The following is a 13,297-nucleotide window of genomic DNA, read 5'->3' on the forward strand; positions in this document are numbered from 1 at the left end:
CGTTGTCACAGGGCCGGGGCGGCACCGATGGCACCCCGGCCCTTTCCCCACCTGCGGGAGATCGTCACGGGTCGGTCGGGAACGCGGGCCTAGCGGCCGGCACCGGCGGTCATGACGATCCGGCCGATCTCATCGAAGGTGCTGAAGTCTCCGCCGGAGACCAGGTTCTTGGTCACGGCGATCGCGATCCCGGTGGCCGTGTCGGCGTAGGCGGCCGAGCCACCGCTGCCCGCCATCCCGAACAGGGTGGGGGCGTCGAGCAGTTCGGTGGCGCCGATGGCGTACCCGAGGGACCTGGTGACCGGGGTGCCGGTGACCTCGTCCATGCCGGTGACCGCCACCTCGGTGATCTCTCGCAGCCGTTCCGGCGAGACGAGCCTGACCCCGTCCACCTCGCCCAGCAGGGCGGCGTACATGCGGGCCACGGCGCGGGCGGACATGGTGCCGCCCGCCGGGATGTCGGAGGTCAGCACGTCGGCACGGTTGCCGAAACCGGCGTCCGGCATCGCCGCCATCGGCGCCGCCGTGTAGCCGTCCACCACCCTGAAGAACGGCATGTCGGCGAACGTCTCCGCGGGCATCTCGAAATCGCTCGGCGCGTCCTCCAGCCTGGCCAGCCTGCCCAGTTCGGATTCCGGGACGCCGAAGAACAGCTCGCCGGCCACCCCGAGCGGTCCGGCGACCTCCTCCCGCAGGACCTGCGAGATCGGCCTGCCGGTGCTCCGGCGGACGATCTCCCCGATGAGGTAACCGAACGACTGGGGGTGGTAGCCGGTCCTGGTGCCCGGCTCCCACCAGGGCCTGGCATCGGCGATCGCCGCGCACATCCCGTCCCAGTCGCACAGGTCCTCGGGCGTGGTCCCGGCGGGTACGCCGGGCACCCCCGTCGAGTGGATCAGGGCGTGCCGCACCGTCGCGCGTTCCTTGCCGTGGGCGCCGAACTCCGGCCACAGCTCGACGATCGGCGTGTCGTAGCCGAGAACGCCCCGCTCCACGAGCACGTGCACCACGGTCGAGGTGACGCCCTTGCCGGTCGAGGTGCTGTAGAACGGTGTGTCCGGCGTGACGGGACGCCCGGTGGCCGGGTCGGCGACGCCCCCGACGACGTCGACCACCGGTTCGCCGTGCCGGTACACGGCGACCTGCAGGCCCCGCTCGGCCCCGGACTCCACGAGCCTGTCGACCGCCTCCCGGACCTGCTTCTGCATATCGTTCATGATCATCCCTTTCGCACCGCGGTGTGTGACCGTTACGACGGCCGCGGGCCGCGAAAGGAATCGCTCCGGGGACCCGGCGGCGTCCGTCACAGCGCCGCAGGGAGGCCGAACTCCGGGAAGATCTCGGCGCCGAAGGTGGTGATCTGGGTCACCACCCCGCCCTCGACCCGCAGGACACCGAGCCACGACCCCTGGTACCCGGACTCGCCCGGGCGCCTGAGGTAGGCCGCCGCCGCGGGTTGCCGGTTGGCGCGGGTGGGCAGGACGCGCCAGTCACCCCATGCCTCGGGGCCGATCATCGCCGGACGCCACGCCTCGACGATCGCCTCGCCACCCAGGATCCAGATCGGGGCCGGCGGCATCGTCTGCCAGGCGTCCGCGCGCAGCACCTCGGCCAGGACCTCGGGATCCGCCTGCTCGACGGCGTCCATGTAGCGTCGCAACGCCGCGCGTTCCTCCTCGGTCGGATCCGAGGAGGGCGCCCACTCCAGACGCTGCGCGGGCAGGTGCTCCCGCATCGTCGACCGGGCCCGTTGCAGGGCGCTCTTCACCGCCACGACGCTCACCTCCAGCAGCGCGGCGGCCTCCTGCGCCGACCAGCCGAGCACGTCGCGCAGGATCAGCACCACCCGCTGCCGGGGAGGCAGGTGCTGAATGGCCACCAGGAAGGCCAGCTCGATCGTCTCCTTGGCGACCACCTCGGCGTCCGGCTCGGCGCCGGCGGGCGCGGGCGGCTCCAGGAGCCGGTCCGGGTACGGACGCAACCAGAAGACCTCGGTCGGTGCCGGTGAGGGTACGCCGGAGGTGGCCAGTACCGGCGCTTCACGCGGGCGTGGGCGGCGCGGGTGGCGGTCGAGGAAGTCCAGACAGGCGTTGGTCGCGATCCGGTACAGCCAGGCCCTGAAGGTCGAGCGCCCCTGGAAGCTCTCCCGCCTGCGCCAGGCGCGCAGGAACGTCTCCTGCACCAGGTCCTCCGACTCCTCGAAGGAGCCGAGCATCCGGTAACAGTGCACCCGCAGCTCCCGCCGGTACCTCTCGACGAGCGCGCCGAACGCCGGCTCGTCACCCGCCAGCGCGGCGGCCAGGACCGCTCTCTCCTCTTCCTCGACCACAACGACATCCCTCCCACACTGCGGCCCGCCCGGCGCGGCCGCCCGCCGTTGTGACGGCCGCCGGAGGGAAAAGGAATCAGCTGCGGGCGTGAGGACGCCTCAGAGACGTACGACCACGGTGTTCGCCGTACGGTCGTGCAGGCCCCGCTGGTCGCGGTCCCAGATGAGGGCGGGCAGGGCCAGGCAGAGCAGGACGGTCCGTACCAGCACGGAGACGAACCCGGGGCGGCCGCCGCCGAGCGCGGCGACCCTGATGCCGAACAGGCGCATCCCGAAGGTCATCCCCATGGTGCCCACCAGCAGGAGGTATTCGGCGGCCAGGACCAGGATCGGGACCCAGGCCGAATGAGTGGGGTCGATCCGCAGGAGCCCCTGGGTGATGGCCCAGGTGCAGATCAGCCAGTCGACCACGATGGCACCGAGCCTGCGGCCGAATCCGGCCACCGAGCCGCTGCCCTCCGCGGGCAACCCGAGCCGCTCCCCCGGATAACCGAGGTCGACTCCGGCCGACCTGACGCCGCCGAGCCAGGTCTGGGTCCAACGCGGCTGCTTGCTGCTCATGGTCCCAACGGTATCCGCCCCGGGTACCGCCCTCGTACTCGCCCGGATCGGCTGGCGAGACAGGGCGAAAGCCATAGATCATATATGTCGGCATCTCAATCAGCGCATTCCCCCCGTGCCTGACAACGACGACATCGACCAGCGGTTCACGGCGCTCACGGCCCAGATCAGCGTGCGGGAACGCAGGCGGATGAGCAAAGTCGCCGAACAGGAGTGGGCACGGCAGCCCCGCATCAAGCGTCGCCGCAGGCGGCGGTGGACCGCGGTCGCGGTGGCCGTCCTGGTGGCGGCGGCCGGGGGATTTGTCGTCTACCGGCCCGACAGCGTCGAACGGGTCCGCGCCGCCATCCTCGCGGACTTCGGCATCGACCCGTCCGCCGATCCGGCGGCCGCCGGGCAAAGCGCCGAGCCGGCCCCGGTGAAGCCGGTGAAGCTCTCCCCCTTCGACGGCTCACCGGCCCAGAAGTACGCCGACGGGGTAAAGGGACTGGTCATGCCGGAGCCTCGGGCGCTCGGCGGGCTGAGCCGCAAGGAGGTGTCCGCGGCCCTGCGGCACGCGAGAAAACTCCTGACGGCCTCGAACCTGGACCGGAAGGTGCTGCTGGGCGGGAGGCCGAACGCACTGATCCGGTTGCTGAACCCCGACCAGCGCGCGCCGTTCGTCAAGGGCCTCAAGCATCCCGACAGGAAGAGCGGGTACGAAAGCCGGAGGTGGGTGACCAGCCTGGCTCCGAAGAACGCCGAACTGGTCAGCGAGACCTTCAAGGTCCACGGCAGAACCCGGCTGACGACCTTCAAGGAGAACGGGCTCAGCAGCGTCCGGATCAAGGTCAACTACCTGTTCGTGTACGCGATCCAGCGGCCGTGCAGACCGGACACCCTGACCAGGCTCGTCGCGCACAACATCGGCAGGCTGGACGTGTGGCGGGACGGCGGCCGACTGCGTTTCTGGGTCAGCGGCTGGAACGGCGGAGGAGTCGCTCCGGCGCGGTGCGACATCGACGACGCCTTCGTACACCCGTTCTATCCGGACTCGCCTCCCGACCGGAAGCCGACGGCCGGCGCCCCGGCCGTGGATCCCTACTCGATCGAGGAGGAGACGACGAAGGACTGCAGTCCGCTGAAGTCCAGCACGTGAAAATCCGGCAAAACCGGGCAAAGGACGGTTCGGTATACCCGCCCAGGCGGGGTCCGAGAACTAGCGTGAAGGCGACTTTCGCTTAACACGAGTGAAACAAACGAGACACGGGGCGGTAACGGCGCAGGCATACCTTCGGCCTGATAGCCCGTGCCCCATGGGAGGTTCGCGTGTTCAACTCCGCCGACGACGTCCTGAAGTTCATCAAGGACGAAGGGGTGCAGTTCGTCGATGTCAGGTTCACCGACCTGCCGGGGACGACGCACCACTTCACGTTCCCTTCGGAGAACTTCGGAGCCGGCGTCTTCACCGACGGTCTCATGTTCGACGGCTCGTCGATCCGCGGTTTCCAGGCCATCCACGAGTCGGACATGCTGCTGCTGCCCGACCCGTCCACGGCCGTGCTCGACCCGTTCCGGCAGCACAAGACGCTCAACATCAACTTCTTCGTGCACGACCCGCTGACGGGCGAGGCCTACAGCCGCGACCCGCGCAACGTCGCCCGCAAGGCGGAGGAGTACCTCAAGGGCACCGGCATCGCCGACACGGTCTACTTCGGCCCCGAGGCCGAGTTCTACATCTTCGACGACGTGCGCTTCGAGACCAACGCGCACACGAGCTACTACCACATCGACTCGATCGAGGGTGCCTGGAACAGCGGCAAGGCCCAGGAGGGCGGCAACCTCGGCTACAAGCCGCGGTTCAAGGGCGGCTACTTCCCGGTCCCGCCGATGGACCACTTCACCGACCTGCGTTCGGAGATGGTGCGCCGCCTCATCGACGCGGGCATCGATGTCGAGATGCAGCACCACGAGGTGGGCACGGCCGGCCAGGCGGAGATCGACTTCCGGTTCAACACACTGCTCAAGGCCGCCGACACCCTGATGCTGTACAAGTACATCGTCAAGAGCACGGCCCTGGAGCACGGCCACACGGTCACCTTCATGCCCAAGCCGATCTTCGGTGACAACGGCTCCGGCATGCACTGCCACCAGTCGCTCTGGAAGGACGGCGCGCCGCTCTTCTACGACGAGGTCGGCTACGCGGGCCTGTCCGACACCGCCCGCTACTACATCGGCGGCCTGCTCAAGCACGCCCCGTCACTGCTGGCCTTCACCAACCCGACGGTGAACTCCTACCACCGCCTGGTGCCCGGCTACGAGGCCCCGGTCAACCTGGTCTACTCCCAGCGCAACCGCTCGGCGTGCATCCGCATCCCGATCACGGGCTCCAACCCGAAGGCCAAGCGCATCGAGTTCCGCGTCCCGGACCCGTCGTGCAACCCGTACTTCGCCTTCGCCGCCCAGCTGATGGCCGGCATCGACGGCATCCGCAACAAGATCGAGCCGGTCGAGCCGGTCGACAAGGACCTCTACGAGCTTCCCCCGGAGGAGGCCCGCAACATCCCGCAGGTCCCCGGCTCGCTGTCGGACGTGCTCGCGGCCCTGGAGGCCGACCACGAGTACCTGCTGGAGGGCGGCGTGTTCACGCCGGACCTGATCGAGACCTGGATCGCCTACAAGCGCGAGAACGAGATCGACCCGATCCGCCTGCGCCCGCACCCGCACGAGTTCGAGCTCTACTACGACGTGTGACGGTACGGTTTCCCGGCCTCGGCGACCTTACTGGAAATGGGCGCTGAGCTGGGAAAGGCTGTCGTTGCTTGTAGTCGCCGAGCGACATCGGCCGGAACAGACCCGGAGCAGAACGGCCCGGCACCGTAAATCGGTACCGGGCCGTTCTGCGCTGTTGGGGAGTGTTGATCTCGCTCGGCGGGGCGCCGATGCCCTACTGCAGCGTGGGCCACATCGCAGACCGACGCCTGCCGCTTATCTCGCCCTGAACTGCGCCCCCTTCTCCGGACCATCGCGAATGCTTCCACCAGTCCAGGGCCGTGCCTATGCTGCTAAAGGTGACTTCGACAGAGCATGAGATCACCTTCCGGACTCTCGATGGCCAACAGCTCGCCGGAACGCTCGTCACACCAGATGGACCGCCAGAACACGCCGTCGTCCTGGTTCACGGCGGCGGGGTGACGCGTCACGAAAGCGGCTTCTTCACCCGGATGGCCCACGGGCTGAGCGACCACGGATTGGCATCGCTCCGCTTCGACCTGCGCTGCAGCAGCTCCGCGAGACGACCAAAGTTCTCAGACTTAGCCTGCTCGGCACGAGCTTCGGCGGCGGCATCTGCGGATACTACGCCGCCCACCGGCCCAACGAAGTGTTCCGGCTGGTACTGCTCAACCCTCAGCTCGACTACAAGAAGCGCACCATCGACAGTCGCCCCTACTGGCACGACGACTATCTAGATGAAGACGTCGCCCACCAGCTCACCGAGCAGGGATCCATCACCTTCACCCCCACCTTGCGCCACGGCCGACCACTCCTCAACGAAGTCTTCTGGCTGCAGCCGCACACCATCCTCGGTTCCATCAAGGCACCGACCTTGATCGTGCACGGCACCAAGGACACCCTCGTGCCGATCGAGTCCTCCCGCGCGGCCGTGCCCCAGTTCACCGCCCCGTGCGACCTGGTCGAGGTCGAAGGCTCCCAGCACACCTTCGCCGTCCACGATGACCCGCAATATCACAACCCCCAAAGCCAGGCATGGCAGGCCGCGGTGATCCAAACGGTCGTCGAATGGCTGCGGGACGGACGCCTACGCGATAGGACGATCAGCTAAGAAGTCCTGCAGGGCACGCACCTGCGGCCGACGCCGCCAGCGGCCCATCGACTCCACCACTTCGCCCAAGACCGTGATCGTCCGCCGCGAACGAGTGGCCCGCGCAACGCGCGCCGCTGCGAGCCCCAGGGTGGCCGCCTGATCGGGTTCGCCGATCAGGGCCAGCCCGGCCGCGTGACGGGCCTGGAAGTAGCCGACGTCGCGATATCACAGGCTGCCGCCAGCGATGATCGACCCAAGGATCTCGGTCGCCCTGGCGGGGTTGCCCGCCTCGGTGAAGCACGCGCTGCTGCGTAGCGACAGCACGTGCTCCGTGAAGGAACTGCCGAGTGTCCCCGGCTCCTCCTCCGACACGCCGGGCAGCAGTCCGCGCGCTTCGTCGAGCTTCATCTCGACCTTGCGCACCGGCTCCCCCATCATGGCCAGCCCCAACGCCTGCTGCTGCAGGACTTCTGCCCGCACCCCAATCTGGAGCCGCGTGCTGCTGTGCTGCGCCGCTTCCGCCAGCGTCAGCACCTTCAAGGCGTCCTGCCGGTCATAGGCGAGTTGGGATTTGCGTAGCAACACATAGCCTTGCATGGGGCCGTCGTCGGCTTCCTGCGCCCACTCGACCGCCCGGTCGTACCAGTACATTGCCGTGGGCAAATCTCTTAAATCGCGATACAGCCAGCCAATGAATTCCGCGGGGGTGTGTCCAGTTAACGGCTCTGTCCCGTAATCGGTGGTAGCGCTGGGTAATGGTCACGGGAGGAGGATGCGGTGGCGAAGGAGGTCGAATCCGGCACGGCCGTGCATCTGTCTCATGATCCTTTTCGTGCGGGTGTTGACGCCCTCGGTCCGGCCGTTGTGGTGGGGCAGGGTGAGAGCGGCATCGACGGCTGCGCGGTCGAGCTCCAGTCCGTTGGCGAAGCCGTGCAGGTGAGGTAGGTCGGCGGCGCGTGCGGCGGTGATCCACGCGGTGAGCTGGGTGTCGTTTCCGACGGCGGGGGTGAGCAGCTCAGCGAAGGCGTGGATAAGGCGGGCGAGTGCGGCCAACTCGGGGCATGCGGCGGTGAGGTCCCGCAGCGGGTCGGTGTCGGTGTCGCGTAGCCGGTCGGGGTCTGTGAGCAAGAGCCGGGTGAGATGGCGGGCAGTGATGACGGGCCGGTCGCCTTCGGCTCGGCCCTGGGTGAGGTAGCGGTAGAGGAGGTTGAGGCTGCCGGTGTGGCCGAGTTCCTTGATCTCATGGAACAGCCGCATCACCGGGACGGCCGGATCCTCGGCGCGGCGGGCGCGCAGGTGGTCGCGGTGGGGGTCGACGAGGGTCTGTCGGTAGCGCGGAGCACGGCGGACTTCCTCGGGCTCGCTCCTGCGGGCGTAGCGTTTGACGGTGTTCAGGGACACGTCGAGTCGGCGGGCGCATTCCAGCAGGCCAACACCCTTGCCGAGGAGGTCGTGAACCTGATGCCGGCGCTCGCGGGTGGTCCGCTCGCGGACGCCCCCGGGACGGGGCGGGTTGACCGCCGCCCAGCGGGAGGTATGGGAGCGGACCTCGGCCAGGGTCTTGTCGCACACGTTCCGCCACAGGTGCCACCTGTCGCTGACCTGCACCGCGTCGGGCAGTGCCCGGCGGACGGCCTCACCATGGGTGAGGGAACCGTCCCGGCAGACGATCTCCACGCCGGGATGAGCACGTAGCCACACCTCCAGCACCTCGGCGCCGCGACCTGGCAGCACGTCGATCCGCGTCCCGGTCTCGGCGTCAATGAGGATCGTGGCGTACCGGTGGCGGCATCTCAACGCGAAGTCATCGACGCCCAGCACCCGTGGCACTCCGACCGCAGGCAGCGGCAGCCGCCTGAGCAGCCGCAACGCGGTCGACCGCGCTACCTGCGCGCCCAAGGCCCGGGACAACCGGGCACTCGCCCTGCCCGCGAGCTCTCTCACCACCGCGCCCAACTGGTCGGCGAGTCGGTTCGTCCGGCGCTGGTAGCGCTCCAGCAGCCCGGGCACCTGCTCCCGGAACGTCCGCCGCGAGCAACTCCACACCGGGCAGGCCATCCGCCGCACCCGCACCGACACCACCACCCGCCGGCCGTCCACGGGAAGGTCGGTGACTATCCGGCCGCAGAACCCATGCACCCGGCCGGTCGGCGTCGCGCACACCGGACACAGCACGGGATCGTCTCGAGTCCGCGCCACCACCCGAATCAGATTGCCCTCGTCCACCACCCCCTCGATGACCAGGGCAGACAACCCCGAAAACACCACACCCGCAAGAGCGTCGATCTCCAGCACACCCCAGCCTGGCACCGGTGACGCACGGCTACCACCGATTACGGGACAGAGCCGTTAACTGGACACACCCCCTGATGTCAGCTGTTGGCGCTCAGCGAAGATGTCAGTGATCAGTGCTAAAGACCTGGGCCCTGACATTTAGTGTGAGGATCTTGGGGTGTCCTCACCCTCAACCAACTTGACATTTTCCTGGGGAAGCTGGCGCAGCTCCCGACTCGAGCAGGTGTCGAAGTCTGCTCGGTTGCGCGCTAAATGCCTGTGTCTAAACCCGTTCGCCCAGGTCAACAGTACCGACCCGGAAGAGGCGTAGTTGTTCACTGTTTGTAAGAGCATCATGGTGACGCTGACTCGAATGGCTCTCCGCGCGCCTGAAACACGCGGAGCGGCGTTCACAACGGACACGAGTTACAAGCCCACTGGGGCAATCCGGGCATCGGTAACGCCGATCCAGCGCCGCCATGCGCCGACCCCGGCCCGCCGGCCAGCCGATCGCCAGCGGCGGCCTACCTATCCTTGGCGGCTTGATACTGCTCCGGTCCAGGTCCTGATCGGAGGCCAGTCGCTCGTCACGCTTCGCAAAAGCGCGGCTCTGCCCTGCCGGTTCTGGGCGCAATCTGTCGCCGCCAGCCTCCGCTCGCCTGCCAGCAGACTCAGCTGGGTGTAGCGCTTCTGCAGTGACTGTCTCAGCTGGGGGTTCGTGGTCTGGACTGGTTGATCAGGTTGCTAGTTTCTCCGATGGGTGAAGGCGTGGGAGGCGGTGGGGTCGTTGCTGGAGGAACTGGCGCAGCGGCAGGGCGAGCCCCTGCAGCGGATTGAGGAGGTTCACGAGCAGCTCGCGCGGATGCGGACATGGCTGGAACCGGAGGCCGAGGTGCTGCACGGCCTGCTTTAGGGAAGGTTGCGGAAGACTCCTGAAGCTTTGCCGATCACCCCGGTGGCCAGGAGCGGGCCGCCGGGGACGGCCGACAGCGAGGTCAGCTCGCCGCCGGACGGAACCTTGGTCCAGTGGCCGGAGGGATCGCGGTGGGCGAGGGCGGAGTCGTAACCGTTGACGTCGGTGGAGCTGAGAAACCAGTGGCCGCCCCTGCCGTCGGGGACGGGTGGGAGATCACGGACCATGCGACCGGCCTTCGCTGAGGTGTCCTCGCTGCGCCAGCCGGAACCGGTCTGGTAGAGCAGGAACGACGACGCCCCGATCTCCCCGGTGATCCAGATGCCGGACGGATCGGCGGTGATGGCGGTCAGCCGAGGGCCGGTCGGGTCGGGCGGGGAATCGTCGGACGGGGGCGGGGCCTTCGGTAGCGCCGCGGTCAGGTTGACTCGAGTCCAGACTTTGCCGTCGAAGTGGTGCACCCAGGGGGCGTCGCCGTCGAGGGCCCAGATGTCAGAGGCGGAGCGGGCGTTGACCCGGAAGGCGCGGAAGGAGACACTCTGTTCGGACCAGGTGGCGCCGTTGTGGTGCCAGGCCCTGTGGTCGCCGAAGACCCACACGTCGTTGTCAGCGGTGACGGCGAGGCTCTCGGCCGTAGCGAGCAGCTTCTGGACGATCGTCCAAGCGCGTCCGTCCCAGCGCAGGACGGAGGTGTTGCCCTCGTCGCTGGCCAGGGCCCACACGTTGGAGGGGGCGGACGCGGCGACCGGGCCGATGCTGCCGAGTTTGACTGGGAAGTCGCTTTTCGTCCAGCGGTCGCCGTCCCAATGGAAGGCTGTGGGGCGGTGCGGGCCGTCGACCATCGGGAGCCAGGCGCCGATGCCGAGGATGTCCCAGCCGAAGGCCCAGGCGTCGTGCTCGCCGGTGGCGATGACCTGTCCGTAGGTGACCGACGACTGGTCGGCCACCAGTTTCCAGCGGTCGTTGCCGTCGTCCCAGGGGGCGGTCCACCAGAGCCAGAGGGCGGCGGCCGCAGCCGCGGCGGCGGTGGCCAGCTTCAGTAGCATAATCGAAGTGTATGAAGGCCACCAGAACGGCACATGAGTATTCGTACTCAGCCGGACGGGCGTAGGACCCAGGGGCATCCGCGTTCGTGGTAAGCGGTATTGGAAGAGAAGGACGCGTTCGTCTCGGCTAACCAAGATCACCCAGGCGGCGTTGGTCGTTCCAGACGATGATCAACATGACAAGATCGGTGACCAACTGCCACCCCATGACAACTAGGATAGGCAATTGCCATCTTGAGTGCGCAACAACATGGCACGAGAAATCCATGATTATATGTCGTGTCGGCGCGAAAATGACACTTTGAGAGATCTACTGGCGGACGAACAGCGCAGTGCCAGCGTAAGAGGCTGTTCGGGGTTGTGCAGCCGGGAGAGCGCCACTCAGCGCTCCGGCTGTCCCTGATCCGGATATCCGGGCAGGACTCGGACAGTCACCGGCCGTGCGAGTTCAGCGACAGGGCTAGTAGGACTTGGTTAGGTGGGGACGGGCTGGGCGTGTCTGGGTAATGTGCGGCGGCAGGTGGGGCAGATCCCGGCCCAGCAGGCCAGCAGCAACTGGAGCTCGGCGATGACCCGGTAGGTACTCCAGCCGCAGCCGGCGCTTTTGGGTTGAGCCGTTCCAGGGTGCAGAACGCGTGGGCGACCGAGACCAAGGTGACGTGGTGGTGCCGGCCGCTCCAGGTGCGGCCCTCGAAATGGTCCAGGCCCAGACCGGTCTTCAGTTCGCGGTAGTCGTGCTCGATGCGCCGGCGGATCTTGGCCATACGCACCAGATGCCGTAGCGGCACGTCCGCCGCGAGAGTGGACAGCCAGTACTTGGCCGGTTCCGGCTCGCCGACCGGCCACTCGGCCAGCAGCCGGCACACCGGCAGGTCCTCACCGACGTAGGCACGGCGGATCTGTATCCCGCCGGCCGGACCCTCAGTGCGTGGAAGCGGGAACGTAGCGGCCCTTTGGACCCGACTCGCCAGGTCACCGTGTGCAGCGCACGCCGCCCGGCAGCCGGCACCATCTGCCGGGCGCTGATCCGCCGCTGCCGATATCGGGGCGCCGCCCGGCGCCCGGTGCCCCGATACGGTGTCCTGGTGCGGCAGGACTCGGCCGCCAAAAGCGCGGTAGCGGAGCGAACCCCCACCACGTAGGCGATGTCCCGCTCGGTCAGAGCCAGCCGGAAGGCCCCGTCTTGGCCGTACCCTTCATCGGCGACCACCAGCGGCGCATCCAGCCCCCAACACGCCAGTTCGTCCAGCATGTCCACGGCCGGCCGCCACTTGGGCACCTGAGTGATGTCATCAGGAATCCGGGCCCGGTGCCGACGCGCCGCCACCGCATCGGCGTCCGCCACCCGCGGCGAGGCCGGATCCCAGCCCTCGGGCACGAACAGCCGCCAGTTCACCGGACACGACGCCGCGTTGGTGACCAGGTGCACGCTCAGGGCGACCTGGCAGTTGGCCCTCTTGCCCAGCGCCCCGCAGTACTGCGCGGCCACGCCCGGCGACTCCTCGCCGTCTTTGGGAAAGGACACATCGTCGATCACCCAGGCGGCCGGGTGGATCGCCACGTCCATCCGCCAGGCCAGCTCGGCCAGCACCAGTTGATGCGACCACGGGGCATCGGTGAGGAACTGCTGCAGCCCCTGGCGATCCACGTCCAGCCGGGCCGCCATCGGTTCCATCGATTTACGGGCCCCGTCGGTCAGCAGGCCACGCACATACTGAGTATGAAAGCCGGAGGTTATGTCGGAGATTATGAGTCCGGTTTCGGCGATGAAGCCGTTCAGCAGGTCAGGCCGGTACTGCAGGGGTTTAAGCCGGTTCTTGATCAGACTGGTGAGCTCGTCGATGCCGTGGACGGTGAAGTTGAACAGCTTGGTGCGCAGGTTGGACCACACGCCCTCGGCCGGGTTGAGCTTCGGGGCATAGGCCGGTAGCCGGTAGGCCACGTGCAGCACCGGGGTGTGCCCCTTGCGGGCCCAGGTCCTGCCTTTGGGCGGTTTCGGGTTCTGTCCGGACTCATCGGCGAAGACGAGCCAGGAGCCCCAGGCCGCCCGGGTACTTTTAAAGCGGGCAGCACCCGTCGTTTCCAACCGGCGAGCTCCTCGTCGTCGCACCGGGCCGCCCGATGCGCTGGCACCTGAAACGACCATCCCAGCCGCTCCATCAGATAGGCCACCCCACGCGGCGTGTAGCGGATGTGAAACCTCTCAGCGATCAGGGCGGCGATGCGCGCGCTCGTCCAGCGCTGATCGTCCCACCCGTGCGCGATCGCGGCCTCGTCCAAGAACGCCTCCAGCCGCATCAGTTGCGCCTCGGTGAGCTTGCAACCGGTCCCGGCGGCCCCCTTGGAGGCCAGAGCGGCCTTGTCGCCCT

General features: G+C 68.0%; 12 protein-coding genes and 1 pseudogene. 4 read left to right on the forward strand and 9 right to left on the reverse strand.

What is annotated here, in order from left to right; all coding sequences use genetic code 11:
- Positions 1-89: 89 nt before the first annotated feature.
- From IG98_RS0112450 to IG98_RS0112460, 3 genes are all read right to left on the reverse strand, one after another.
- The gene (locus IG98_RS0112450; protein WP_030910363.1) at positions 90-1,217 is read right to left on the reverse strand and encodes a serine hydrolase domain-containing protein; all 1,128 of its coding nucleotides are present in this window, start codon (positions 1,215-1,217) and stop codon (positions 90-92) included.
- Positions 1,218-1,303: 86 nt separating this feature from the next.
- The gene (locus IG98_RS0112455) at positions 1,304-2,329 is read right to left on the reverse strand and encodes an RNA polymerase subunit sigma-70 (protein ID WP_030910366.1); all 1,026 of its coding nucleotides are present in this window, start codon (positions 2,327-2,329) and stop codon (positions 1,304-1,306) included.
- 99 nt (positions 2,330-2,428) lie between these two features.
- Positions 2,429-2,890, reverse strand: a complete 462-nt coding sequence (locus tag IG98_RS0112460) for an RDD family protein (protein WP_030910371.1) — start codon at positions 2,888-2,890, stop codon at positions 2,429-2,431.
- Between the two features lie 115 nt (positions 2,891-3,005).
- Here IG98_RS0112460 and IG98_RS0112465 point away from each other — a divergent pair, with 115 nt between their 5' ends.
- The 3 genes from IG98_RS0112465 (at position 3,006) to IG98_RS44755 (ending at position 6,713) form a co-directional block, all read left to right on the forward strand.
- Positions 3,006-4,028: a hypothetical protein gene (locus IG98_RS0112465; protein WP_030910374.1), complete on the forward strand. Its 1,023-nt coding sequence runs from the start codon at positions 3,006-3,008 to the stop codon at positions 4,026-4,028.
- 170 nt (positions 4,029-4,198) lie between these two features.
- Complete coding sequence (gene glnA / locus IG98_RS0112470) at positions 4,199-5,623, forward strand: type I glutamate--ammonia ligase (RefSeq protein WP_030910378.1); 1,425 nt, start codon at positions 4,199-4,201, stop codon at positions 5,621-5,623.
- 565 nt (positions 5,624-6,188) lie between these two features.
- Positions 6,189-6,713 (forward strand): alpha/beta hydrolase, encoded by a 525-nt coding sequence (locus IG98_RS44755; RefSeq protein WP_342666810.1) that lies wholly within the window; start codon positions 6,189-6,191, stop codon positions 6,711-6,713.
- A gap of 207 nt (positions 6,714-6,920) precedes the next feature.
- Here the strand turns inward: IG98_RS44755 and IG98_RS46810 are convergent, their stop codons facing one another.
- Positions 6,921-7,388 carry an NsdA family TPR-like regulatory protein gene (locus IG98_RS46810; protein ID WP_483855311.1) on the reverse strand — a complete coding sequence of 156 codons (468 nt, stop codon included), beginning with the start codon at positions 7,386-7,388 and terminating at the stop codon, positions 6,921-6,923.
- Between the two features lie 66 nt (positions 7,389-7,454).
- Entirely contained in the window at positions 7,455-8,990 is a 1,536-nt protein-coding gene (locus IG98_RS0112485; protein ID WP_030910381.1) for an ISL3 family transposase, read from the reverse strand.
- A gap of 739 nt (positions 8,991-9,729) precedes the next feature.
- Between IG98_RS0112485 and IG98_RS50400 the strand changes: the two genes are divergently transcribed.
- A complete protein-coding gene (locus IG98_RS50400) occupies positions 9,730-9,882 on the forward strand; it encodes a hypothetical protein (RefSeq protein WP_157594296.1) in 153 nt (50 codons plus the stop codon).
- Here IG98_RS50400 and IG98_RS44765 read toward each other — a convergent pair.
- The 4 genes and pseudogenes from IG98_RS44765 to IG98_RS54820 all read right to left on the reverse strand — a co-directional run.
- Positions 9,879-10,928 (reverse strand): hypothetical protein, encoded by a 1,050-nt coding sequence (locus IG98_RS44765; RefSeq protein ID WP_037970078.1) that lies wholly within the window; start codon positions 10,926-10,928, stop codon positions 9,879-9,881. The genes IG98_RS50400 and IG98_RS44765 overlap by 4 nt on opposite strands.
- A 431-nt stretch (positions 10,929-11,359) precedes the next feature.
- Positions 11,360-11,692, reverse strand: a complete 333-nt coding sequence (locus IG98_RS54815; protein WP_425428009.1) for a hypothetical protein — start codon at positions 11,690-11,692, stop codon at positions 11,360-11,362.
- Complete coding sequence (locus tag IG98_RS44770) at positions 11,647-12,603, reverse strand: IS701 family transposase (RefSeq protein ID WP_425428010.1); 957 nt, start codon at positions 12,601-12,603, stop codon at positions 11,647-11,649. The genes IG98_RS54815 and IG98_RS44770 overlap by 46 nt, the downstream gene beginning before the upstream one ends.
- Positions 12,604-12,663: 60 nt before the next feature.
- A pseudogene (locus IG98_RS54820) lies at positions 12,664-13,297 on the reverse strand (transposase); the annotation flags it as partial.

Origin of the sequence: Streptosporangium amethystogenes, assembly GCF_000721075.1 — a bacterium.
GTDB classification, from domain to species: Bacteria; Actinomycetota; Actinomycetes; order Streptosporangiales; family Streptosporangiaceae; genus Streptosporangium; species Streptosporangium amethystogenes.

Coding starts and splice junctions, on each gene's coding strand:
- IG98_RS0112460 (WP_030910371.1), bottom strand. CDS start 2,890: ATGAGCAGCAAGCAGCCGCGTTGGACCCAGACCTGGCTCGGCGGCGTC.
- IG98_RS54815 (WP_425428009.1), bottom strand. CDS start 11,692: ATGGCCAAGATCCGCCGGCGCATCGAGCACGACTACCGCGAACTGAAG.
- IG98_RS0112450 (WP_030910363.1), bottom strand. CDS start 1,217: ATGAACGATATGCAGAAGCAGGTCCGGGAGGCGGTCGACAGGCTCGTG.
- IG98_RS44765 (WP_037970078.1), bottom strand. CDS start 10,928: ATGCTACTGAAGCTGGCCACCGCCGCCGCGGCTGCGGCCGCCGCCCTC.
- IG98_RS44770 (WP_425428010.1), bottom strand. CDS start 12,603: ATGGAACCGATGGCGGCCCGGCTGGACGTGGATCGCCAGGGGCTGCAG.